Source organism: Nocardia brasiliensis (genome assembly GCF_042691675.1).
Taxonomy (GTDB): Bacteria; Actinomycetota; Actinomycetes; order Mycobacteriales; family Mycobacteriaceae; genus Nocardia; species Nocardia brasiliensis_D.
Genome location: NZ_CP170507.1, coordinates 238773 through 263704 on the forward strand (window position 1 = coordinate 238773; position 24932 = coordinate 263704).

Consider the following 24932-nt stretch of genomic DNA (forward strand, 5'->3'; position numbering starts at 1 on the left):
GGCCAGTAGGTCTGCTTTTGGGAAACGGGCGGGGAAATTCGGGTGGCTCGGGCACGAAATCGGGCACCGGCGCGGTGTGGGTCTGTGCGTCTCGCGACTCCACCGGGGCCCGGCGCGGACTTCCGATACTCTGGGCTCCCGTGACCGTCGCATCGTCCCCGGGTAACTCCGCCAACTCCACCTCACAGTTCGATCTGATCGTCGTCGGCTCCGGTTTCTTCGGGCTGACCGTCGCCGAACGCGCCGCTAACGAACTCGGCAAACGCGTGCTGGTGATCGATCGTCGCTACCACCTCGGCGGCAACGCCTATTCGGAGCCGGACCCGGACACCGGGATCGAGATCCACAAATATGGGGCGCACCTGTTTCACACTTCGAACAAGCGGGTCTGGGACTACGTCACCCAGTTCACCGAGTTCACCGGGTACCAGCACCGGGTCTTCGCGATGCACAAGGGGCAGGCCTACCAGTTCCCGATGGGCCTCGGCCTGATCTCGCAGTTCTTCGGCCGCTACTTCACACCGGAAGAGGCGCGCAAGCTGATCGCCGAGCAGGCCGCGGAGGTCGACACCAAGGACGCGCAGAACCTCGAGGAGAAGGCGATCTCGCTGATCGGCCGCCCGCTGTACGAGGCATTCGTCCGCGACTACACCGCCAAGCAATGGCAGACCGACCCGAAGGAACTGCCCGCGGGCAACATCACCCGGCTCCCGGTGCGCTACACCTTCGACAACCGGTACTTCAACGACACCTACGAGGGCCTGCCCAAAGAGGGCTACACCAAGTGGCTGGAGAACATGGCCGCCTCCGACCTCATCGAGGTCAGGGTGAACACCGACTGGTTCGAGGTGCGCGAGGAACTGCGCGCCGCGAACCCGGACGCCCCCGTCGTCTACACCGGCCCGCTGGACCGCTACTTCGACTACCAAGAGGGCGAACTCGGCTGGCGCACCATCGATTTCGAGACCGAAGTGCTCGAGACCGGCGACTTCCAGGGCACCTCGGTGATGAACTACAACGACGCGGACGTGCCGTTCACCCGCATCATCGAGCCGCGCCACTTCCACCCCGAGCGCGACTACCCGAACGACAAGACCGTGATCATGCGCGAGTTCTCCCGTTTCGCGCAGACCGGCGACGAGCCGTACTACCCGATCAACACGCCGGAGGACCGGGCCAAGCTGGCCGCCTACCGCGCCCTGGCCAAGAAGGAAACGGCAACGGAGAAGGTCCTTTTCGGCGGCCGCCTCGGCACCTACCAGTACCTGGACATGCACATGGCGATCGGTAGCGCGCTGAGCATGTTCGACAATGTGCTGCGGCCGCATCTGGAGACCGGTGCGCCGCTCGCTGACGAAAGTGCAGAATGACCTCCCAATCCATTGTGGAAGACATGACCACCGAGACCCGCGCGAAATCGCTGCTGCAGCGCATCATCCTGCCGAGGCCGGGTGAGCCGCTGGACGTACGCACCCTCTATGTCGAGGAGTCGGCGACCAACGCCAAGCGCGCGCACGCCACCACCCGCACCTCGCTGTCGATCGGCGCGGAGTCCGAGGTGTCGTTCTGCACCTACTTCAACGCGCTGCCCGCGAGCTACTGGCGCCGCTGGAGCATCCTGGGATCGGTAGTGCTCCGCCTGGAGCTGGCCGGTCACGGTCGGGTCGACGTGTACCGGTCGAAGGCGGATGGTTCGCGAATCCACGTGCAGGGCAAGGAATTCGCTGTCGCGCGCGGTGCGGAGTCGGTGCACGTGGAGTTCGAAACCGATCTGGGCCCGTTCGAGGACGGCGGCTGGATCTGGTTCGACATCACCACCGACACCGCGGTCACCCTGCTGTCCGGTGGCTGGCACGCGCCGGTCGAAGCGCCCGATGAGGGCACCATCGCGGTCGGCATGCCGACCTTCAACCGGCCGACGGATCTGGTGAAAACCCTTGCCGCGCTCGGCTCGGACCCGCTGGTGCTGGAGAAGATCGCCGCGGTGATCGTCGCCGATCAGGGCAACCGCAAGGTGGTCGACGAGGCCGGTTTCACCGAGGCCGCCGCCGTGCTCGGCGATCGGCTCGCCATCTACAACCAGCCCAACCTCGGCGGCTCCGGCGGCTACAGCCGGGTGATGTACGAGGCGCTGAAGACCACCGACGCCCAGTACATCGTCTACATGGACGACGACATCGAGATCGAGCCGGACTCGATCCTGCGCGCGCTGGCCTTCGCCAGATTCGCCAAGTCGCCCATGCTGGTCGGCGGGCAGATGCTCAACCTGCAGGAGCGCTCGCACCTGCACAGCATGGGCGAGGTCGTGGACCGCGGCATCTTCATGTGGACCTCCGCGCCGAACGTCGAGTACGACCACGACTTCGCCAAGTACCCGCTCAAGGACCGCGACAACTCCAAGCTGCTGCACCGGCGCATCGACGTCGACTTCAACGGCTGGTGGACCTGCGTGATCCCGCGCCGGGTCGCCGAGGAGATCGGGCAGCCGCTGCCGCTGTTCCTGAAGTGGGACGACGTCGAATACGGTCTGCGCGCCCGGGTGCACGGCTACTCCACGGTCACCCTGCCCGGTGCCGCGGTCTGGCACATGGCGTGGAGCGACAAGGACGACGCCATCGACTGGCAGGCGTACTTCCACCTGCGCAACCGGCTGGTCGTCGCCTCGCTGCACCTGCCGGGCAACGGCCGGGCCATGGTCGCGAACACGATCAAGGCGACCCTGAAACACCTGCTGTGCCTGGAGTATTCGACGGTTGCCATCCAGAACCTGGCGATCCGCGACTTCCTGGCGGGTCCGGAGCGGCTGTTCCAGCTGTTGCCCAGCGCGCTCGGCGCGGTGCACGAATTGCGCAAGCAGTTCCCGGACGCGGTCATCCTGCCCTCCTCCACCGAGCTGCCGCTGGCCAGCCACGTCGAGGTCGGTGCGGTCGGCGAGCCGGCCAACCCGATCGCCAAGGTGGTCCGGCTGGCCAAGGGCCTGGTGCACAACCTGCGCCCGGCGCACACCCAGCACCACCAGACCCCGCAGCTGAACGTCCCGACGCTGGACGCGCGCTGGTTCTTGCTGTCGCAGGTCGACGGCGTTACGGTCACCACCGCCGACGGCCGCGGCGTCGTCTACCGCAAGCGCGACCCGCGCCAGGCCCTCGGCTTGTTCAAGGAAGCCATGCGTCTGCGCAAGGAATTGGCCGCGCGCTTCCCCGAGATGCAGCAGCGCTACCGCGCCGCCCACCCGCAGCTGACCAGCACCGCGGCCTGGGAAAATGCCTTCGGCATCGGCGCCGAGACGAAGGGTGACGAGCAGTGAGGGAGCGTCAGCGAGCGAACCGGGGCTACAGCGTGCCGAGGCGCACGGCGGAGCCGAGCGTCAGCGAGGCGGAGTCGTGAGTCTCGCGGACAACACCGCGGTGAACCAGCCGCTGCAGAGCACCAACGGCCACGGCGGACCGGTGTCCGCGGTGCCGGCGGCGCGGCAGGCGCCGGCCGAGGTGAAGATCCTCAACGCGGTGCAGGCCAGGATCGGGACACCCGAGGTGGTCAAGGCGGCGCGCGGCATGTCGCACTTCGGTGAGCACGCGCTCGGCTGGGTCGGCATTGCCGCGGCGGGCTGGGTCGTCGACAAGCCGCGGCGCAGGCAGTGGGCCGGTGTTGCGGTCGGCGCGGTCGGCGCGCACGCGGCCTCGATCGTCATCAAGCGGATCGTCCGGCGGCCCCGCCCCAACGATCCGTCGGTGCAGGTCAATGTGTCGACACCGAGCAAGCTGAGCTTCCCGTCCTCGCATGCCACCTCGACGACCGCGGCGGCGGTGTTGCTCGGCAGATTGACCGGGCTACCCTTTCCTGCGGTGCTCGTCCCGCCGATGCTGCTGTCCCGGGTTGTGCTCGGGGTGCACTATCCCTCCGATGTGCTCGCCGGTTCCGCGCTCGGTGCCGCGTCCGCCGCCGTAGTGCTTGCCGCCGAAAAGAGACTCGATGACCGCCACAGAAAGAGCCTTGGTAGTTGACATGAGTGAAGAGCCAACCGGAACCGACCTAGCCGAAGCGGTCGTCAAGGGTCCGCCGAAGACATTGGCCGGTGGGCTGTTCAAGGCTGTCCGGCCACGGCAGTGGGTCAAGAACGTCCTGGTGCTCGCGGCCCCGCTGGCCGCGGGCACGGCCAACGAGCTCGACGTGCTCAGGCCCATCGGGATCGCGTTCGTGGTGTTCTGCATGGCGGCCTCGGGCATCTACCTGATCAACGACGCGCTCGACGTGGATGCCGACCGGGCGCACCCGACGAAGCGGTACCGGCCGATCGCCGCGGGTGTCGTCCCGATCAAACTGGCGTACCTCCTCTCGGTGGTGCTGCTCGTCGGCTCGATCGCCGGATCGTTCCTCGCCTCTTGGCATCTGGCCGTGGTGATGGCGGTTTACATCGGCATCCAGCTGGCCTACTGCCTCGGGCTCAAGCACCAGGCGGTGCTGGACATCTGCATTGTGTCCTCGGGCTTCCTGCTGCGTGCCGTCGCCGGTGGCGCGGCCGCGAATATCATTCTGTCGCAGTGGTTCCTGTTGATCATGGCGTTCGGTTCGCTGTTCATGGCGGCGGGCAAGCGCTATGCCGAACTGCAGATCGCGCTGGGGACCGGCGCCAAGATCCGTAAGTCGCTGGAGTACTACACGCCGACTTACCTGCGGTTCATCTGGACCCTCGCGGCAACGGCCGTCGTGGTGTTCTACGGTCTGTGGGCGTTCCAGCAGGACGGTCTGAAAGACACCAATTGGTTCTCTATCTCTATGATTCCGTTTACCATCGCTATCCTGCGTTACGCGGTCGACGTCGATGGCGGCGAGGCCGGTGAACCCGAAGAGATCGCGCTGGGGGATCGCGTCCTCCAGTTCCTCGCAATTGCCTGGATCGGAGCGGTAGGTGTCGCTGTCTATCTCACCTGACGAGATGCTGGTAGCGGAAGTGGAGCGAACGGAATACGCGAACGAGGGGCCGGCTGAACAGCCGGCCCGCTCGGCGTCGCGGTTCGCCCGCCTATCCACTGCCACGTTCGTCGGTGGGGTCGCGCTCACCGTCCTCCTTTTCGCCGTCGGCGGCTGGCAGCGTCGCTGGATCGCCGACGACGGCCTGATCGTGCTGCGCACGGTGCGTAACCTGCTGGCCGGCAACGGGCCCGTCTTCAACGAGGGCGAGCGGGTCGAGACCAACACCAGCACCGCGTGGACCTACATCGTCTGGTTCTTCAGCTGGCTGACCGAGGCGCGGCTGGAGTACGTCGTGCTCGGTGTCGCGTTCACGGCGTCGATGGCGGCCGTGGTGTTCGCCATGCTCGGCGCGGCGCGGCTGTGGGGCGGCACCGAGTCGGCGCTGCTGCTGCCCGCCGGGATGCTGGTCTACATCGCCGTCCCGCCCGCCCGCGACTACGTCACCTCGGGCCTGGAGAGCGGTCTGGTGATCTGCTGGCTGGGTCTGCTGTGGTGGCAGCTGATCCGCTGGAGCCAAGCGGAGCGCGTCCGACTCCCGGGTCTGCTCGGCCTGGTGTTCCTCGCGGGGCTGGCCCCATTGATCCGGCCGGAGATGACGCTGGTCGGCGGGCTCGCGCTGCTGATGATCGTGATCGCGCCGATGCCGGAATTCCGGTTCGGCCCGATCGTGTTGCGTGCCTTGATCGTTGCCGTCGCCGGACTGGTGCCGCTCGGCTACCAGATCTGGCGGATGGGCTACTACGGCCTGCCCTACCCGAACACCGCGGTCGCCAAGGACGCGGGCGGTGCCAAGTGGGGTCAGGGCTTCACCTATCTGTGGGATCTCGTGGGTCCGTACTACCTGTGGGTGCCGCTGCTGGTGCTGCTCGTCGCGGGAGTGGTCGCGGCGCGCGGAAAGCCCGGCGCGCCCGCGGATCCGGGCGGTCGGCATGCCGCACCGGACGAACAGCCCCGGTGGAGCGTGCGGCGAATTCGGGTGTGGTTGCGCTCGCCCGGTGCGGTAGTCACCCTGGTGCTGCTGAGTGGATTCCTGCTCACGGTGTACGCACTGCGCGTCGGCGGCGACTTCATGCACGGCCGAATGCTGTTGGCGCAGTTGTTCTTGCTGCTGCTGCCGGTCGCGGTGGTGCCGATCCGGCTGCCCGCGGGTGGACTGCGGTCGGCGACGGCCGTCGACTGGTCCTTCGCGGTGGTGCTCTTCGCGTTGCTCGGCGCTGCGGGCTGGGCGCTGTTCGCCGCGAACACGACCGCGATCAAGACCGGCACCAAGATCAGTTCGTCCGGCATCGTGGACGAGCGCGTCTACTACGTCCTCAACACCGGCCACGACCATCCGATCCTGGCCGAGGACTACCTGGACTACCCGCGCATCCGCGCCATGGTCGACAACATCGCCGAGACCCCGAACGGTGGCCTGCTGCTGAACTCGCCGTCGTTCATGTTCTGGTACATCGCCCCACCGCCACAGCCGATCCCGGCCGGCGGCGCCGGACACACGGTCTACTTCCTCAATCTCGGCATGACCAGCATGAACGTTCCGCTGGACGTGCGCGTCATCGACCAGATGGGCCTGGCCTATCCGCTCGCCGCGCATACCGAGCGGCTCACCGACGGCCGGATCGGGCACGACAAGAGCCTGTACCCGGACTGGGTCATCGTGGACACCGGCATGGTGGACAAGAAGCCGTGGATGCCGTGGTACCTGGACGAGAAGTGGGTGACCCAGGCGCGCACCGCGATGTCCTGCCCGGACACCGAGGCGTTGCTGGTCTCCTATCGCGACCCGTTCACCTTCGAGCGCTTCCGGCACAATCTGCGCAACGCGCTGCGGTTCGCCAAGTACCGGATCGATCGGGTGCCCAAGTACGAGATCCAGCGCTGCGGTCTGGTCGATCCGTTCCCCAAGGCCCCGCAGGCACCGCGCTAGTCAAGCGGACTGACAAAGCCCCACTGGGCCCTCCTTTCACAGGGGGCCCAGTGGTCGCATTGGTAACCCTCCACAACGTGGCATGCACCGCTCTGTCTCGGTTCGATAACGCCCATGTATCGATGACACGCTAGGCTGCGAAAGTACGCCCGCCATGACGTCGACTAGTTGTGGGCATCGGCGGGTCATCGTGATAGACGACGGCCGATGCCGTTGCGTGAACGAGAGGTCGAAACTGATGCGAGGCGTGATCGGGCGTCTGAATACTCGAAGAGCCGGATCCTGGCTGAAACGTTCGGTGCTGGTATCGATGGCGATTCTGCTACCGCTCGGGGTGTCGGTGGCAGGCCCGGCCGGACCGGCGTCCGCGGCATTCAACCCGGACGGCTTCGATTTCTGGGTCGACTCCGAGATGGGTCCGATCAAGAACCGGGTATTCCGAGCCGCCGACGGCAACACCAGTCGCGTGGTCTACGCGCTGGACGGCATGCGGGCGCGACCGGACTTGAACGGCTGGGAAGTCGACACCGAGGTCGTGCGCGAGCTGACCAAGTGGAACATGAACGTCGTCATGCCGGTCGGCGGTCCGTCCAGCTTCTATGCCGACTGGACCGGGCCGAGCAACTTCTTCGGTCTCGGCAGCGCCGGGTCCTCGTCCACCGGCTCCGCCAACTCCGGCTCCGGCCTGCTGTCGGGCTCCGCGGGCATGGGCAAGACGAACACCTACAAGTGGGAAACCTTCCTCACCCAGAACCTGCGTTACGCGCTGCGGGACCGTCTCGGCTTCAGTCCGACCGGCAACGCCGTGTTCGGCCTGTCCATGGGCGGCAGCGCCGCGCTGACCCTGGCGGCCTACCACCCGGACCAGTTCCGTTACGCCGGTTCGTACTCCGGTTACCTGAACATCTCGGCGCCGGGTATGCGCGAGGCGCTGCGGGTGGCCATGCTCGACGCGGGTGGCTTCAATATCGACGCGATGGCGCCGCCGTGGGGCCCGCAGTGGCTGCGGATGGATCCGTTCGTGTTCGCCCCGCGCCTCAAGGCCAACAACACCCGGCTGTGGATTTCCGCGGGTAGCGGTCTGCCGAGCGCGGCCGACGGTCTGAGCTTCAATACCGTCAATGCGATGGGACTCGAGGCGCTGGCACTCGCCAACACCCGCGCGTTCCAGGTCCGGATGCTCACCTTGGGCGCCAACAACGCCACCTACGACTTCCCGGCCGTCGGTGTGCACAACTGGACCTACTGGGCCGACGAGGTCTACCGGATGATCCCGGATATGTCCGCCAATATCGGGTGATTTCGGGTAAGTCTGTTCGACCGGACCGTCCGGTGCCGAGTGCACCGGGCGGTCTTTCGTTTGCCAGTCGTCCAACTCGGGTTTGGTAACGAATGTGGAGGGGTAGCGGTAGGCGAGTTGTGGCATGGGTCACTTTCCAGCAACATATAAGCATCCGGTGCCGATTGATACACGGAGAACATGCACAGAGGTCGATTCGTCCGGATAGAGCGGACGGCGGCTCTCGGTGTCCGAAGAGGGGGCCGGTGGAGATCGCCAGTTGTTTGCCCCCCGGTCGCCCGAACGAAAGGTCGAGTTTGATGCGAATTGCCCGCTGGAAAGGTAGACCCGGTAGGTCCGGAGTGACTGGTTCGTGGATGAAGCGGTCCGCACTGGGGATCGCTGTGGCCCTTTTGCTGCCCTTCGGAATAGCGGCAGCAGGCAGCGGCGCCACCGCATCGGCGGCCTTCGATCCCGCGGCGTTCGACTTCTGGGTCGACTCCGGCATGGGGCCGATCAAGTCCCGGATCCTGCGCGCGAGGGACGGCAACACCAACCGGGTCGCCTACGTGCTGGACGGCATGCGCGCCCCCGAGAACCTCAATGGCTGGGAGATCGAAACCAACGTTCCCCAGGTGCTGGCGGACTGGAACATCAACGTCGTCATGCCGGTCGGCGGTATGTCCAGCTTCTACGCCGACTGGAACGCGCCGAGTGAGCTGCTCGGCATTCCGGCGGGCTCGGGCTCGTCCTCCGGCTCCGGCGCACTCAACATCTTGGCCGCCGGGCCCGGCAAGAGCTACCGGTACCAGTGGGAGACCTTCCTGACCCAGGACCTACGCAACGCGTTGCGCGACCGGCTCGGGTTCAACCCGAACCGCAACGGCGTGTTCGGCCTGTCCATGGGCGGCAGCGCGGCGCTCACGCTGGCCGCCTACCACCCGGACCAGTTCAGCTTCGCCGGTTCGTACTCCGGTTACCTGAACATCTCCGCGCCGGGCATGCGGGAGGCGATCCGCATCGCGATGCTCGACGCGGGCGGCTACAACGTCGACTCGATGGCGCCGCCGTGGGGCCCGCAGTGGCTGCGGATGGATCCGTTCGTCTTCGCACCCAATTTGGTCCGCAACGGCACCCGTTTGTGGATCGCCGCGGCGAGCGGCTTGCCCGCGGCGAACGACCCGCCGAGCTTCAACACCCTCAACGGCATGGGCCTGGAGGCGTTGGCACTGGCGAACACTCGCGCGTTCCAAGTCCGCATGGCGACGCTGGGCGGCGGTAATACCGTCTACTCCTATCCCGCCTTCGGCATCCACGCCTGGAACAACTGGACCGATGAGGCATACCGGATGATTCCGGACATGTCCGCCAATATCGGCTGACGAAATCCTGGTAAACAGACCGCCCGGCGCTACCAAGCGCCGGGCGGTCTGTCGTTTCGGCCGGCCTGCCCGCACTGAGCCAGTCGATTGTCTGATTGATCGCTGGGAAGCTATTCCGGTCTACGCGGGCCGAGTCGTTCGGGGAAAACCTTTAACCGCGGCAAATCTTTGGTTTTCATCACGATCCCGCATCGCTGGGCGTTTTCCAGAGGGCAGAGAACGAACAAGTGCCTATGAAGAGCGATAAGGCCGAGAACTTCGCGCTGGAAGCCCTCGGTGGCGTGTATCGATCTCCATGCACCACAGTTGCGGTCAACGACGACCGCGCGGGCGAAAGGTCGAATCGATGCGTTCAGCCGAAGTACGCGGAATGGTAGCCAGTACGCCCGATATGGTCGGCCGCCGCCGGCTTCGCCGCGGCGTCGCAGGTCTCGTGCTCGCACTGGCGCTGCCGTTCGGCGCCGCCCTCGGCGGCCTCGGCCCGGACGCGCAGGCCGCGCACAATCCCGATGGCTTCGACTTCTGGGTCGACTCCAGCATGGGCCCGATCAAGTCGCGGATCTTCCCGGCCGCGGACGGCAACACCCACCGGGTGGTCTACGCCCTGGACGGGCTGCGGGCCCGCAACGATCTGAGCGGCTGGGAAGTCGACACCGAGATCTCCCGCGTGCTGCCGCAGTGGAACATCAATCTGGTGATGCCGGTCGGCGGGCAGTCCAGCTTCTATTCGGACTGGATTGCGGCCAGCAATACCAATGGCCAACAGCGGCCCTACGCGTGGGAGACCTTCCTCACCGACAACCTGCGCTGGGCGCTGCGCGACCGCCTCGGGTTCAACCCACACGGCAACGGCGTGTTCGGGCTGTCCATGGGGGGCAGCGCCGCGCTCGCCCTGGCCGCATACCATCCCGACCAGTTCCGTTATGCCGGTTCGTATTCGGGCTACCTGAACATTTCCGCGCCCGGCATGAAGGAGGGGCTGCGGCTGGCCATGCTCGACGCGGGCGGCTACAACATCGACGCCATGTGGGGCCCGCCATGGGATCCGCGCTGGTTGCGTAACGACCCGTTCATGTTCGCGCCACTGTTGCGCGACAACGGAACTCGACTGTGGATCGCCACCGGCAACGGCGTGAACGGGCCGCGCGATGTGATCAACGCGCCGATCGACGTCTACCACCTCGGCAACGCGATGGCGCTGGAAACGATCGCGCTCGCCAATACCCGTGCGTTCGAAGCGCGGATGAACAGTCTCGGACCGAGCAACGCCGTGTTCGTCTACACGCCGGTGGGTGTGCACAGCTGGAACTACTGGCAGGACCAGGTCTTCCAGATGCTGCCCGATCTCAGCGCGAATTTGGGCTGAGTTGAATTCGCGGCACTCCCTGGGCCCTGCGTGGTTACGCTCCGCTGCCTCCTCCGGGCCTGACGCTCGCGCCGCGGTGCTGACACTTCCGGCCATCAGGTAAAAATTTGGTGCTCCGGCACGACAATAACCAGCGGAACGCGATAGGGTCACCGCACCATCACAGATTGCGTACGGGCGGATTTCGGCCACCTGGTTGCCTCGGCCTTGCTAAGGCTTCAGGCGTCGAATATCGTCCAGCGAGCGCAAGTGTGACCAGATCGTTGTAGCGCTGCCACGTGTGCCGGAATGTCGGGGTCCGGTGCGACGTGGCAGGCGTCTCGTTGGCAGCACTGGTGCGGTTCGACCCCTCGGGGTCGCGGACGGCACCACAACAGGCAGAAAAGCAGAAAGAGAGCAGGATTCATGCGTTTCGGCAGGGCGGCCGCGCCGATGAGAACGAAGTCGGGACGGCGAGGCGCACCTCGTAGTTGGCGTAATCGAATTCTGGCAGTCGGTGCCGCTGTGATGGCGCTACCGATCGCCGCGGGTATGGCGGCCCCGATCGCCACCGCGGCGCCGGTGCACGCACCGGTATTGCGTGCTCCCGCAGGCGGATTCGAAGATCTGATGGTCCCGTCCAGCATGGGCCCGATCAAGGTTCAGGTGCAGTGGGCATCGCGCGGCGGCAACGCGGCGCTCTACCTGCTCGACGGACTGCGGGCGCGTGACGACCGCAATGCGTGGTCGTTCGAGACGAACGCACTGCAGCAGTTCGCGAACGACAACATCACTTTGGTCATGCCGGTCGGCGGTCAGTCCAGCTTCTACACGGACTGGTACGCACCGAGCAACACCAACGGTCAGAAGACCACCTACAAGTGGGAGACCTTCCTGACCAAGGAGCTCCCGGCCTTCCTCGAGGGCTACGGCGTCTCGCGCACCAACAACGCGGTGGCCGGTCTGTCCATGGGCGGCAGTGGCGCGCTGGCACTGGCCGCCTACCACCGGGACCAGTTCAAGTTCGCCGCCTCCTACTCCGGCTACCTGAACATCTCCGCGCCGGGCATGCGTGAGGCCATCCGCATCGCCATGCTGGACGCGGGCAAGTTCAACGTCGACTCGATGGCGGCGCCGTGGAGCCCGGCGTGGCTGCGGATGGACCCCTTCGTGTTCGCACCGCAGCTCAAGGGCCTGCCGATGTACATCTCGGCGGCCAGCGGCCTGCCGGGTCAGTACGACGCGCCGAACTCGGCGATCGGCGTCTTCAACACCGGCAACGCGATGGCGCTCGAGGCGCTCTCGCTGGTCAACACCCGCGCGTTCCAGGCTCGCCTGGCCTCGCTGGGTATCCCGGCCCGGTTCGACTTCCCGGCCGTCGGCACCCACTCCTGGAAGTACTGGGAGGGCCAGCTGTTCGCCTCCCGCAACCAGATCCTGGACGCCACCGGCGCCTGGTGATATCTGACTGACGATTCGGGCCGTACCCCATCGGGGTACGGCCCGAATCGTTTTCGTGCGTGTCCTCCCCGGAACATGCCGAACAGCGGAGTAGAAAGCTCTTGTGGCAGGGATTCGGCGCGGCAGATGGGGGAGACGCGAGCGTCGCGGCGTGCGACCGGCTCGCGGGCGGTTAGCGGTGCTCGCCACCGCCATGGTGATCCCCTTGGCGGCGGGCATTTCGCCCGCGGCCGCGCAGCCCGCCGCTACCCCGGAAGCCGTCGCCCCGGCAACCGTGCAGAAGGTGGTCTGGCTGACCGACCGCCGGGTGGCGCTGTGGATCAACTCGCCGTCCATGGCCACGCCGATCCAGGTGCAGTTGCTGCTGGCCAGGGACTGGAACACCCGCCCCGACGCGCGCTTCCCGGTGCTGTACCTGCTGGACGGCCTGCGCGCCACCGACGAGGAGAGCGGCTGGACCAAGGACGCGGGCGCCGTCGATTTCTTCGCCGACAAGAACGTCACCGTGGTGCTGCCGATCGGCGGTCAGTCCAGCTTCTACTCCGACTGGCTACAACCGAACAACGGCAAGAACTACAAGTGGGAAACCTTCCTGACCAAGGAGTTGCCGCCGCTGCTCGAGGAAGCCTGGCGGGCGACGGATGTCCGTGGCATGGAAGGACTTTCGATGGGCGGCACGGCGGCCATGTTCCTGGCCGCGCGTAACCCCGGCTTCGCCAGATACGCCGCGTCCTACTCGGGCTTTCTCACCACCACCACGATCGGCATGCCGCAGGCCATCCAGTTCGCCATGCGCGAGGCGGGCGGTTTCGACGTCGGCGCCATGTGGGGCCCGCCGACCAGTCCGGAATGGGCCGCGCACGATCCGTACACGCTGGCCGAGAAGCTGAAGGGGGTCGCCCTCTACGTCTCCAGTGGCAGCGGCGCGAGTGGTCCGTTCGACCAGGCGTCCGGCATCCCGGGGGTCAGCACCAATTACGCGGGCATGGGATTGGAGATCCTGTCCCGGCTCACCTCGCAGAACTTCGTCACCAAACTCGGCAAGCTGGCCATCCCGGCCCAGGTGAATTACCGCCCGTCCGGCACGCATTCCTGGCCGTACTGGGACTTCGAGATGCGCCAATCCTGGACCCAGGCCGCGTCCGCGCTCGGCACCGACCCGGGTAAGCCCGCGTGCGCCGCCGCGGGCCAGATCGCCACGGTGGCCGCCGCCAACGGTTGGCTCGGTGACTGTGTCACCGGCGAGTACCCGGTGGCGGGCGGGGTGGCGCAGGACTTCCGGTCCGGCCGGGTCTTTTTCGCGCAGGGCGGCGGCGCGCACCCGGTCGGCGGCATGATCGGCGGCGGGTATCAGGCGGCGCTCGGCCCGGGCGGGCCGCTCGGGCTGCCGACCGGCGACGAACGCGGACTGCCCGACGGCAAGGGCAGAATGCAGACTTTCCAGCGCGGCTCGCTCTACTGGACGCCGCAGACCGGCGCCCAGGTGGTGCGCGGCGCGATCCTCGACGAGTGGGGCAAGCAGGGCTACGAGGGCGGGCCCGCCGGTTATCCCATCGCACCCGAGGTCAAGACGCCGAACCGGGACGGCGCCGTGCAGGCCTTCGAGAACGGCCCGTTCTACTACAGCGCCAAGACCGGTGTGCACCGGGTGCAGGGCATGATCCTGGGCAAATACGCCGAGATGGGTTACGAGAACAGCTGGCTCGGCTTCCCCGCCGCCGAGGAACAGCCGCTGAAGGACCTCGGCCGGTACAGCCGTTTCGAGGGCGGCAATATCTACTGGAGTCCACTGTCGGGTGCGTGGGCCGTGCGCAACGGCCCGATCATGGAGGCCTGGCAGGTGCTCGGCTATGAGAACGGCAAGCTCGGGTATCCGATCAGCGACGAGTTCCCGGTTCCCGGCGGTGTGCAGCAGAACTTCCAAGCCGGGTTCATCATTGTGCGAGATGGCAAACCGGAGGTTCACGGCCTTTAAATCGGACCGGTCTGTTTGTTGTCTGCCCCCGGTTGCTCAGGTCTTGCCGCTAGCCTGGTGGGCGACCTCCCCCGTTTGCGAACAGATCGAGGACAGAATTCATGCAGAGGACCCGTGGAAAGGTATTCGGCGTTGTTGTGGCGATCGCCGCTACCGGCCTGCTTGCCGCCTGTGGCGGCAACGACTCGACCGCGTCGAGCACGCCGACGCTGACCCGCACCACGGCGGCGACGCAGCCGCCCGCCTCGTCCACCACCAGCGCCGATACCGGACAGCCGGCGCCGGCCCCCGAACCCGAGCAGACGCCGGAAGCCACGGTGGCGCCCGAGCGGCCACAGCCGGTGCCCGCCGAAGCGGCGCCGCCCGCCGACACCTCGAAGCTCAGCGACAAGGACAAGAAGTACCTAGACGCGCTGAAGCAGCAGGGCGTCACCCCGTCCACCCCTGATATCGCGCTGAGCGTGGCGAACTACGTGTGCCAGGGCAGCGCGTCCGGTGCGTCCGATCAGGACCTGATGACCTTCGTGAGCGCGATGGCAGGTTCCGATCCGTCCTTCGATCCGGCGAAGATGCCGGTGGAGAAGGCCGGGCAGATCTACATCAGCGCCGCGAAGCAGACGTACTGCCAGTGAATGCGCGCCGCGGTTCGACATCCCGCCGGTCGCGGCCGGTGGGATGTCTCCTGCTGATCGGGATTCCCATCCTGATCATCGTCGTGGTGCTGCTGCTGTGGTACCTGCTGGCCGGGCTGCTGCGCCAGCCGAAGCCGGGGCCGAAGCCGCCGAAGGAGCCGACCTCGCAGTCGGCGACCTGTCCGGATGTGCAGATGATCTCGGTGCCCGGCACCTGGGAGTCCAACAGCAACGACGACCCGCACAATCCCACCGCGAACCCGGTGTCGCTGATGCTCAATATCTCCAACCCGGTCGAGCAGCGATTCCCGAAGGAACGGCTGGACGTGTACACCGTCCCGTACGTCGCGCAGTTCTCCAATCCGATCGCGATCCCGCCGGACGGTCAGCAGTCCTATAACAACAGCCGGTCCGAGGGCACGCAGCGGATGGTCGACGCGATGCAGGCGCGATACCGCGAATGTCCGCTGACCACCTACGTGATCGCCGGGTTCTCCCAGGGCGCGGTGATCGCGGGCGATGTGGCCGCGCAGATCGGCGCGGGCAAGGGGCCGGTCCCGGCGAACAAGGTGCTCGGCGTGACGCTCATTTCGGATGGTCGGCGCACCGGGGATACCGGTCCGGGCCAGCCCATCCAGATCGGCGCGGTGCCATCGGGGGTCGGTGCCGAGGTCGCGCTGAAGGGCCTCAACGTGCCGGGCATCACCATGACCGGGCCGCGACCCGGCGGCTTCGGTGAACTGGCCGATCGCACCTACACCATTTGCGCGCAAGGCGACCTGATCTGCGACGCACCGCGAGAAGCGTTGAGCCCGTGGAACATCATGGGCAGCGTCGGCGCACTGGTGCGCGCGGCGGGCAATCCGGTGCACGCGCTGTACAACGGTTTCGTCGTCGACGAGAACGGGACCACCTCCACCCAGTGGACCGTCAACTGGGCGAACGGTCTCATCGAATCCGCGCCGCATCCGCCGCATTCGTGAGTGAGCGTCAGCGAGCGAACCGAGGATGCAGCGCGTTCTTCGCACGACGGAGCCGAGCCTCAGCGAGGTGGAGTCGTGAGAAGTCACAGGCAATTCCCGGGTCGGCAGGCAGTACACCCAGTACTGCCGTGACAAGCGCGACTCCGGTTGGCCGGCACGCTGTAAAGTGCGCTGGTGATCGCGACGCAGGCAACCCCGACTCCGCGCTCGGGGCAGGACCGGCCTGCACCGTCGCGCCCGAATTTCCTTACAGCCAGGAGCATGAGTTCATGACAGAAGCCGCCGCACCAGCCGGTGAGTCGACCGCGCTTGGTACGCCGTTGCGCAGCTTCCGCTTCGCGGCAGCCGGCGAGGGAAATAAGCAAGAAGGTGGCGCCCGCAAGTTCATCCAGACGGCGCAGCAGGCCGAGGAATACGGCTTCGACACCTTCGTCGTGCCCGATCACCTGGGTGACCAGATCGGCCCGATCGCGGCCCTCGGCGCGCTGACCCAGGCCACCGAGAAGATCCGCCTCGGAACATCGGTGCTGGCCAACGGTTTCCGGCACCCCGTGGTGCTGGCCAAGGATCTGGCCACCATCGACGTGCTGTCCAAGGGCCGGCTCGAGGTCGGTGTCGGCGCGGGCTGGAAGCAGGACGAGTTCGTCGCCGCGGGTCTGCCCTACGAGACACCCGGCGTTCGGCTGGCGAAACTCGACGAGACGCTGACCATCCTGGACGTGCTGCTGCGCGGTCAGGAGTGCACCTTCGAGGGCGAGTACTACCAGGTGCGCGGGATCAAGGGCACGCCGCGGCCGCGGCAGGGTCCGCGCCCGCCGATCTGCACCGGCGGCGGCGGCCCGAAGATGCTGCGGCTGGCGGCCAAGCACGCCGACATCATCTCCGTCGTGCCGGTGACCACGAAGAATGGTAAAGGCCTCTTGTCGGGCATCACGCTCGAGAAGACGATCGAGAAGGTGAACCTGATCCGGGAAGCCGCCGGTGACCGGTTCGCCGACATCGAGCTGAACTGGGCCATCACCGCCATCGTGATCACCGACGATCGCGAGAAGACCGCTGAGATGGCGCTTTCCGCGATCGAGCGCGGCCTGCACCCGGATCTCGAGGTGGACGTGAAGCTTTCGGTCGAGGACATCCTCAACTCGCCGTATGTGGCCATCGGCAGCTTCGAGGAAATCGCCGAGCAGATCCGTCGTGTGCGCCAACTCACCTCGATGTCGTATGTCGGGGTCTTTCCCACCCAGATGGACGCATTCGCCCCCGTTATTCCCCTGCTGCGAGACGAGTGAGCCGGTCTTCTCTGTAACATGACTCTGGTTTGAGTACATCTAGCCGATAGCGGTCACCGCGCAGACCGCCCAATAACTGCAGGCTGACTCGGGCACTTGGAGCCACCCGCGGGCGAAAGCGAGTCGGGGCCTCACAGATAACAGCGGCGTTGTCGCCGTCTTGCTGTGCGTGCCTCGGAGGAGAAGAAGGAATGGAAGAGACTTTCGACGACTACCTGGACGAGACCGGGAACATCCGAATTCCCGAGGATCACACCCTGGTCGATCACGTCGAGAAGCACACCCGGAACGACGCGAACACCCTGGCGTACCGCTACATCGATTACTCGCGTGAGCGTGATGGCGAGGCGCAGGAACTGACGTGGCGTGAGTTCGGCATTCGGCTGCGCGCGGTGGCCGCTCGACTGCAGCAGGTGACAAACCCGGGCGACCGGGTCGCGATCCTGGCCCCCCAGGGTCTGGATTACGTGATCTCCTTCTTCGCCGCGATCTACGCCGGCACCATCTCGGTGCCGCTGTTCGACCCGGACGAGCCAGGCCACACCGATCGCCTGCATGCCGTGCTCGGCGACTGCGAGCCCGCCGCCATCCTGACCGCCAGCTCCTCGGCGGCCGGTGTGCGTCAGTTCTTCCGTGCGCTGCCGGCCGCGCAGCGACCGCGCATCATCGCGGTCGACGCCATCCCGGACAGTGTCGGCGAAGGCTGGGTGCGCCCGGACATCGCGATCGATGACATCGCCTACCTGCAGTACACCTCGGGCTCGACCCGTACCCCGGCCGGTGTGGAGATCACCCACCGCGCGGTCGGCACCAACCTGCTGCAGATGGTGGACGCGATCAACCTGGACTGGAACTCGCGCGGTGTCACCTGGCTGCCGCTGTTCCACGACATGGGCCTGCTGACGGTGATCCTGCCCGCGGTCGGCGGCAAGTACATCACCATCATGTCGCCGAGTGCGTTCGTCCGCCGTCCGTACCGCTGGATCAAGGAACTCGCCGCGCAGTCCGACGGCGCCGGAACCTTCGCCGCCGCACCGAATTTCGCGTTCGAGCATGCCGCGGCCCGGGGCCTGCCGAAGAACGGCGAGTCGCTCGATCTGTCGAACGTGATCGGCCTGATCAACGGCAGCGAGCCGGTCACCACCTCCTCGATGAAGAAGTTCAACGAGGCGTTCGCCCCCTACGGCCTACCCAAGACCGCGATCAAGCCGTGCTACGGCATGGCCGAGGCGACGCTGTTCGTGTCCGCGACCAAGGCCGAGGACGAAGCCAAGGTCACCTACGTCGACCGGCACGAGCTGAACGCGGGCCGGATGGTCAAGGTCGAACCCGGCTCGGAGAACGCCATCGCGCAGGTCTCCTGCGGTTACGTCGCGCTGTCGCAGTGGGCCGTGATCGTCGATCCGGAGACCGTCGAGGCCGACGGCGGGCGCGAGCTACCCGACGGCCGGGTCGGCGAGATCTGGCTGCACGGCAACAACATGGGCATCGGCTACTGGGGCAGGCCGGACGAAACCGCGGCGACCTTCCATAACAAGGTGCCGCACCGGCTGCCCGAGGGCAGCCACGCCGAAGGCACCGACCGCGACGCCAACTGGATGCGCACCGGCGACTACGGCGTGTACCTGGACGGCGAGCTGTACATCACCGGGCGGGTGAAGGACCTGGTGATCGTCGACGGCCGCAACCACTACCCGCAGGATCTGGAGTTCTCCGCGCAGGAAGCCTCGAAGGCGCTACGCCCCGGCTTCGTCGCCGCGTTCTCGGTGCCCGCCAATCAACTACCCGCGCTGGTCTTCGAACAGGGCAGCCATTCGGGACTGAAGTTCGACGCCGACGACGCCTCCGAGCAGCTGGTGATCGTGGCCGAGCGGGGGCCGGGCGCGGGCAAGGCCGACCCGCTACCCATCGCGGACGAGGTCCGCGCCGCGGTGGCCTCGCGCCACGGCGTCACCGTTCGAGACGTATTGCTGGTTCCCGCGGGTTCGATTCCGCGGACCTCCAGCGGCAAGATCGCCCGGCGGGCCTGCAAGGCCGCCTATCTGGAGGGAACGCTGCGGGGTGGTTACACCCAGCAGGCATTCCCCGATGCACCGGAAGAGTAATTGCCCAGGGGTGCCCTCGGACAGCCGACATTCGCGGCGCGCCCGGTACGCAGACAGGTAGCTTGAGGAATTGATGGCTGACAACGAGGGCACGTCCAGCACGACGACCGATACTCTGCCCGCCGACGCGGACGCCGACCAGGCGCCCGCGCAAGCGACCGCCGCCGCGGCGACGGGCGGTGCACCGGCCGAGCTGTCGGTTGCCGAGTTGCGCGAGTGGCTGCGCAACTGGGTCGCCGAGGCGACCGGGCAGCCGATCGAGCAGATCACGGTGGACCGGCCGATGGAGGAGTTCGGGCTGGCCTCGCGCGACGCCCTCGCGCTCGGTGGAGACATCGAGGAGCTGACCGGTGTCGTGCTGACGGCGACCGTCGTCTACCAGCATCCGACGATCGCGTCGCTGGCCGAGGTGGTCATCAACGGTGAGCCGGAGGGCTCGCAGGACGCTACCGACGACGCCTTCTATACGGCTGGGTACACCCCGGGCGAGGCACACGACATCGCCATCGTCGGCCTGTCCACCCGGTTGCCTGGTGCGGGCGATACCCCGGAGTCGACCTGGGACTTCATCATCGGTCGCGGCGATGCGATCCGTGAGCTCCCCGAGGGCCGATGGGAGGAGTTCACCAGCGACCCGGCAGCGGCCAAGGCCATCGCCGAGGCCAACACTCTCGGCGGTTACCTCGATCAGGAGGTGGTGAAGGGCTTCGACGCGGAGTTCTTCGCGATGTCGCCGATCGAGGTCCAGCAAGTCGATCCCCAGCAGCGCCTGATGATGGAGCTGACCTGGGAAGCGTTGGAACACGCCAGGATTCCCGCGAGCGAGCTCAAGGGTGAGTCGGTCGGGGTGTTCATCGGCACCAGCACCAGCGACTTCATGATGGTTGCCGCGCTCGGGCTCGGCGACGTGGATCCGTCCGCGCCGGCGTCGGCCGCGGCCTATGGCATTACCGGTGCCTCGTCGGGCATCATCTCCAACCGCGTTTCCTACTTCTACGACTTCCGCGGCCCCTCGGTCGCCGTCGATACCGCGTGCTCGTCCACGCTGGTCGCCGTTCACCAGGCGGTGCGTGCGCTGCGCGACGGCGACGCCGATCTGGCGCTGGCCGGTGGCGTCAACATGCTGCTCGCCCCGATGGCGTCGCTCGGCTTCGACTCGGTCGGCGCGTTCGCGAAGAACGGCCGGATCAAGGCGTTCTCGGCCGATGCCGACGGCATCACCCGGTCCGAAGGCGCTGGCTTGGTTGTCCTCAAGCGTCTCGCAGACGCCGAGCGTGACGGTGACCGGATCATGGCCGTCATCAAGGGATCGGCGATCAACAACGACGGGCGGTCCAACGGCCTGCTCGCGCCGAACCCCGATGCGCAGGCCGACGTGCTGCGCCGGGCGTATCGGGACGCGGGCATCGTGCCGTCCACCGTCGACTACATCGAGGCACACGGCACCGGCACCCTGCTCGGTGACCCGATCGAGGCCGATGCGCTCGGCCGGGTGGTCGGCCGTGGTCGCGACGATGACAAGCCCGCCCTGATCGGTTCGGTGAAGACCAATTTCGGCCACCTGGAGTCCGCCGCGGGCGCGGCCAGCCTGGCCAAGATCGTGATGTCGTTGCAGCACAACGTGTTGCCGCCGACCATCAACTACGCGGGCCCGAACCCGTACATCCCGTTCGAGCAGGCACACCTGAAGGTCGTCGACGAGCCCACCGAGTTCCCGCGCTACAGCGGTAAGGCGACCATCGGTGTCTCCGGCTTCGGCTTCGGCGGCACCAACGCGCATATCGTTGTGCAGGAATATGTTCCGGCTTCGGCCGAGGTCGCGGCGACCCCTGAGCCGGTGGCGTCCGAGGCCGCGGCGGTCGACTCCGCCGTCGCCGCGCTCGATGCCGATCTCGACGACGAGACGACCGACGTGATCGCGGACGCGGACGCTGTTGTCGCCGAAGCATCCGAAGAAGCCACCGAAACCGCCGCGCCCGCTACGGAAACCGCCGCTGCGGTCACGGAAAGTGTTGCCCCCGTTGCCGAATGGACCGCCGAGCGCAGCGAGCCGTTGCCGGTGATCCTGCCGGTGTCCGGTTACCTGCCCTCGCGCCGTCGTCGCGCCGCCGCCGAACTGGCCGACTGGCTGGAATCCGAAGCGGGCCGCAATGTCTCGCTCGAGGATGTGGCCAGGTCGCTGGCCAAGCGCAGCCACTGGCGTTCGCGCGGTGTGGTGCTCGCCAAGACGCACGAGGAAGCCGTCGCGGGCTTGCGCGCCATCGCGGCGGGCAAGCCGGGCACCGGTGTCTTCACCGCCGACGCCCCGGCCGCCATGGGCCCGATCTGGGTGCTCGCCGGTTTCGGTGCGCAGCACCGCAAGATGGGCAAGCAGCTCTACCTGGAGAACTCGATCTTCGCCAAGGCCGTCGACGAGGTCGACGAGCTGGTGCAGGACGAGGCCGGGTACTCGATTCGCGAGATGTTCCTGGACGACACCCAGGACTACAACGTCGGCACCTCGCAGGTCGGCATCTTCACCATCCAGGTCGGCCTCGCCGCGGTGTTGCGCGCGCACGGCGCCGAACCCGAAGCGGTGGTGGGCCATTCGATGGGCGAGGTCGCCGGTGCCTACATCGCCGGTGGTCTCCCGCTCGAGGACGCGGTGCGGGTGATCTGCGCCCGCTCGCGCCTGATGTACGAGGGCGAGCAGATGCTCAGCGACGCCGACGTGCGCAATATGGCGCTCGTCGAATACAGCGCCGAGGACATCGAAAAGCTGCTCGTGGAGTACCCGGACGTCGAGGTCGGCGTGTACGCGGCGCCGACGAACACGGTGATCGGCGGCCCGCAGGACCAGGTCGCGGCGATCGTGGCGCGGGTCGAGGCGGAGGGCAAGTTCGCCCGCGTGCTGCAGACCCGCGGCGCGGGCCACACCTCGCAGATGGATCCGCTGCTCGGCGAACTGGCCGCCGAACTGGCGGGCATCGAGCCGACCAAGCTGAAGGCCGGTCTCTACTCGACCGTCGACAAGGGCGAGTTCTACCGTGCGGGCAGCGACCCGGTGCACACCGAGGCCTACTGGGTCAAGAACATGCGCCACGCCGTGTACTTCACCAACGCGGTGAAGCTCGCGGTGGACTCCGGGCACACCACGTTCCTCGAGCTCGCGCCGAATTCCGTTGCGCTGATGCAGGTGCTGGGCACCACCTTCGCCGCGGGCCTGCACGACGCGCAGCTCATCCCGACGCTCAAGCGCAAGGAAGACGAGTCGGCGGGCGTGATCGGCGCGCTGGCCCAGCTGTACGTGCACGGCCACAAGGTGGACCTGTCCTCACTGCTGACCGCCGGTTCGTACGCCGACATCCCGCGAACCAAGTTCGTGCGCAAGCAGTTCTGGCCGAAGGTCTCGCTGTCCTCGGGCGGCAACAGCCGGGTGCCCGGCGCGCACGTGGCGCTGCCGGACGGCAGGCATGTCTGGGAGGTGCGGGCCGGGTCGGTCACCGACCTCGCCGCATTGGTGAATGCCGCTGCGGCACAGGTACTCAGCGATGTCTCGCTCGGTGCCTCGATCCCACACGCCGCGGTCCCGGCCGCGGGCACGCTGACCACCACGCTGACCCCGCACCCCGGCGGCGCCTCGGTCCAGGTGCACGCCAAGGAGGGCAACGCCTTCCGGCTGCTGTTCGACGCCGTGGTCACCTCCGGTGCGCCGCTACCGGAACCTGTTGTGGCCGAGTCTGTTCCGGCGGCCACCGCGGTCGCGCCGACCAGTGATGCCGACCTCGAGGTCGTGGAGACCTTCGGTGAGCGGTGGGATCCCAATGGCACCCAGCCGCTGGAGGACCGACTCGCACTGATCGTCGCCGAGTCCATGGGCTACGCCGTCGAGGACCTTCCGATGGAGATCCCGCTGATGGAGCTCGGCCTCGACTCGCTGATGGCCATGCGCATCAAGAACCGCGTCGAATACGAATTCGACATACCGCAGCTGCAGCTCCAGGCGGTGCGCGACGCGAACCTCCGCGAGGTCGGCAAGGTGCTGCGCTACGCCATCGAGCACCGCGAGGAGTTGGCGGCGGTCGCCGCCAAACAGGCTGCGGGCGAAGAGACCACGATCGACGCCGGGTTCATCGAGGCGGCTCGTGCCGCCGTTGCGGCGGGCGAGGACCCGGCCGCGATCGCGGCCGCCGCAGCCGCGAATACCGCTACGCCCGAGGCTGCTTCGCCGACGGCCGAGACGGAAGCAGCGACCGGGTCCGCACCGGCCGATGCCGCACCTGCCGCGACGGAAACCCCCGTCGCTGCCGCGCCGACCGAAGCTGATGTGGCCGAACCTGTTTCGCCACCTGCGGCCGCTCCGGTCTTTGGTGGTCAGCAGTCCGCGGACGAAGACGATGTGCCGCCGCGTGATGCCGCCGAGCGCTTGACCTTCGCCACCTGGGCGGTGGTCACCGGCAAGTCGGCGGGTGGCATCTTCAACACCCTGCCGATCCTCGAGGAGGAGGTCGCCGAGAAGCTGGCGGCCCGGCTCACCGAGCGGGTCAAGGCCGAGGTCACCGTCGATGACGTGCTCGATTGCGAGACGATCGAGCAGCTGGCCGATATCGTGCGCAGGCTGCAGGACAGCGGCGCCGATGTGGACGGTTTCGTCCGCCCCCTGCGGGCACGGGTGGACGGCTCGAATGCGGTGCCGGTCTTCGTGTTCCACCCGGCGGGCGGTAACACGCTGGTGTACGAGCCGCTGCTGAAGCGGCTGCCTGCCGACACTCCGATGTACGGTTTCGAGCGGGTCGACGGTGCCATCGAGGAGCGGGCCCGCCAGTACGTGCCGGAACTGCGCAAACTGCAGGGCGACGGACCGTTCGTGCTCTACGGTTGGTCCCTCGGTGCGGTGCTCGCCATGGCGTGCGCGCAGCTCCTGCGCGCGGACGGCGCGGACGTGCGCGTGGTCGGTCTGATCGACCTCGCCATCCCGAGCAAGCCGGAGGACAACAGTCCCGAGGAGCGGGTGCGTCGCATCGAGCGGTACCAGGCCTTCGCGAAGAAGACCTACGGCGTCGACGGCGAGCTGCCGCCGGAGCAACTGGAGGAATTGGCTCAGGCCTCCGATGAGGAACAGTTCAAGATGATCTCGGACCTCATCAAGATCAGTGGCGCGAAGATCCCCGGCGGTGTACTCGAGCACCAGAAGACGTCGTGGATCGAAAATCGTGCGCTGCAACAGGTCCGGCCGACTCAGTACGACGGTGACGTGGTGCTCTATCTCGCCGATCGCTACCACGACGGCGCGATCGAGCTGGAGCCGCGTTACGCAGAGCGGCTGCCGAACGGTGGTTGGGACGAGTACCTTTCCCATCTGGAGATCATCCACATCCCGGGCGATCACCTGCAGATCATCGACGAACCGCGGATCGGAAAGATCGGAGCCGACCTCGCCGCGAAGCTTGCGGCGATCGCCCCCTAGGGGGTGCACCTTACGAAAGGGGCCACGTGAGCGAGCGTCAGCGAGTGAACCGAAGGCACAGCGCGCCAGTGCGCACGATGGAGCCGAGCGCTAGCGAGGCGGAGTCGTGAGCACTACTGCCGAAAAGCTTGCCG

Annotated in this window: 15 protein-coding genes; all 15 read left to right on the forward strand. The window is 67.0% G+C overall.

What is annotated here, in order from left to right; all coding sequences use genetic code 11:
* The first annotated feature begins 140 nt into the window (after positions 1–140).
* Complete coding sequence (gene glf / locus ACFK0J_RS01340; RefSeq protein WP_378735766.1) at positions 141–1370, forward strand: UDP-galactopyranose mutase; 1230 nt, start codon at positions 141–143, stop codon at positions 1368–1370.
* Positions 1367–3307, forward strand: a complete 1941-nt coding sequence (locus ACFK0J_RS01345; protein WP_378735768.1) for a glycosyltransferase — start codon at positions 1367–1369, stop codon at positions 3305–3307. Before glf ends, ACFK0J_RS01345 begins: the two co-directional genes overlap by 4 nt.
* Before the next feature lie 142 nt (positions 3308–3449).
* Positions 3450–4004 (forward strand): phosphatase PAP2 family protein, encoded by a 555-nt coding sequence (locus ACFK0J_RS01350; RefSeq protein ID WP_378743374.1) that lies wholly within the window; start codon positions 3450–3452, stop codon positions 4002–4004.
* A gap of 1 nt (position 4005) precedes the next feature.
* Positions 4006–4932, forward strand: a complete 927-nt coding sequence (locus ACFK0J_RS01355; protein WP_218472610.1) for a decaprenyl-phosphate phosphoribosyltransferase — start codon at positions 4006–4008, stop codon at positions 4930–4932.
* 4 nt (positions 4933–4936) lie between these two features.
* Positions 4937–6901, forward strand: coding sequence for a flagellar motor control protein ZomB (zomB, locus tag ACFK0J_RS01360; RefSeq protein ID WP_378743376.1), 1965 nt, complete (start codon positions 4937–4939; stop codon positions 6899–6901).
* A gap of 238 nt (positions 6902–7139) precedes the next feature.
* On the forward strand, positions 7140–8201 hold the full coding sequence (locus ACFK0J_RS01365; protein WP_378735770.1) for an alpha/beta hydrolase: 1062 nt from the start codon (positions 7140–7142) through the stop codon (positions 8199–8201).
* Between the two features lie 299 nt (positions 8202–8500).
* On the forward strand, positions 8501–9562 hold the full coding sequence (locus tag ACFK0J_RS01370; protein ID WP_378735772.1) for an alpha/beta hydrolase: 1062 nt from the start codon (positions 8501–8503) through the stop codon (positions 9560–9562).
* A gap of 370 nt (positions 9563–9932) precedes the next feature.
* Positions 9933–10928, forward strand: a complete 996-nt coding sequence (locus ACFK0J_RS01375; protein WP_378735774.1) for an alpha/beta hydrolase — start codon at positions 9933–9935, stop codon at positions 10926–10928.
* A 405-nt stretch (positions 10929–11333) separates the two neighbouring features.
* The gene (locus ACFK0J_RS01380) at positions 11334–12368 is read left to right on the forward strand and encodes an alpha/beta hydrolase (RefSeq protein WP_378735776.1); all 1035 of its coding nucleotides are present in this window, start codon (positions 11334–11336) and stop codon (positions 12366–12368) included.
* 193 nt (positions 12369–12561) lie between these two features.
* Complete coding sequence (locus tag ACFK0J_RS01385) at positions 12562–14343, forward strand: alpha/beta hydrolase-fold protein (protein WP_378743378.1); 1782 nt, start codon at positions 12562–12564, stop codon at positions 14341–14343.
* A 101-nt stretch (positions 14344–14444) separates the two neighbouring features.
* Complete coding sequence (locus tag ACFK0J_RS01390; protein WP_378735778.1) at positions 14445–14975, forward strand: DUF732 domain-containing protein; 531 nt, start codon at positions 14445–14447, stop codon at positions 14973–14975.
* Between the two features lie 38 nt (positions 14976–15013).
* Positions 15014–15958: a cutinase family protein gene (locus ACFK0J_RS01395; RefSeq protein WP_378735780.1), complete on the forward strand. Its 945-nt coding sequence runs from the start codon at positions 15014–15016 to the stop codon at positions 15956–15958.
* Positions 15959–16227: 269 nt separating this feature from the next.
* Positions 16228–17247, forward strand: a complete 1020-nt coding sequence (locus tag ACFK0J_RS01400) for an LLM class F420-dependent oxidoreductase (protein ID WP_378735782.1) — start codon at positions 16228–16230, stop codon at positions 17245–17247.
* Between the two features lie 191 nt (positions 17248–17438).
* A complete protein-coding gene (gene fadD32, locus ACFK0J_RS01405; RefSeq protein ID WP_378735784.1) occupies positions 17439–19352 on the forward strand; it encodes a long-chain-fatty-acid--AMP ligase FadD32 in 1914 nt (637 codons plus the stop codon).
* A 73-nt stretch (positions 19353–19425) separates the two neighbouring features.
* A complete protein-coding gene (pks13, locus tag ACFK0J_RS01410) occupies positions 19426–24798 on the forward strand; it encodes a polyketide synthase Pks13 (RefSeq protein WP_378735786.1) in 5373 nt (1790 codons plus the stop codon).
* Positions 24799–24932: the final 134 nt, after the last annotated feature.

Excerpts from the sequence above, each read along its gene's own strand:
- ACFK0J_RS01380 (WP_378735776.1), top strand. The coding sequence starts at position 11,334 with ATGCGTTTCGGCAGGGCGGCCGCGCCGATGAGAACGAAGTCGGGACGG.
- ACFK0J_RS01345 (WP_378735768.1), top strand. The coding sequence starts at position 1,367 with ATGACCTCCCAATCCATTGTGGAAGACATGACCACCGAGACCCGCGCG.
- ACFK0J_RS01400 (WP_378735782.1), top strand. The coding sequence starts at position 16,228 with ATGACAGAAGCCGCCGCACCAGCCGGTGAGTCGACCGCGCTTGGTACG.
- pks13 (WP_378735786.1), top strand. The coding sequence starts at position 19,426 with ATGGCTGACAACGAGGGCACGTCCAGCACGACGACCGATACTCTGCCC.
- ACFK0J_RS01365 (WP_378735770.1), top strand. The coding sequence starts at position 7,140 with ATGCGAGGCGTGATCGGGCGTCTGAATACTCGAAGAGCCGGATCCTGG.
- ACFK0J_RS01385 (WP_378743378.1), top strand. The coding sequence starts at position 12,562 with ATGGTGATCCCCTTGGCGGCGGGCATTTCGCCCGCGGCCGCGCAGCCC.
- ACFK0J_RS01375 (WP_378735774.1), top strand. The coding sequence starts at position 9,933 with ATGGTAGCCAGTACGCCCGATATGGTCGGCCGCCGCCGGCTTCGCCGC.
- ACFK0J_RS01370 (WP_378735772.1), top strand. The coding sequence starts at position 8,501 with ATGCGAATTGCCCGCTGGAAAGGTAGACCCGGTAGGTCCGGAGTGACT.
- fadD32 (WP_378735784.1), top strand. The coding sequence starts at position 17,439 with ATGGAAGAGACTTTCGACGACTACCTGGACGAGACCGGGAACATCCGA.
- zomB (WP_378743376.1), top strand. The coding sequence starts at position 4,937 with ATGCTGGTAGCGGAAGTGGAGCGAACGGAATACGCGAACGAGGGGCCG.
- ACFK0J_RS01355 (WP_218472610.1), top strand. The coding sequence starts at position 4,006 with ATGAGTGAAGAGCCAACCGGAACCGACCTAGCCGAAGCGGTCGTCAAG.
- ACFK0J_RS01390 (WP_378735778.1), top strand. The coding sequence starts at position 14,445 with ATGCAGAGGACCCGTGGAAAGGTATTCGGCGTTGTTGTGGCGATCGCC.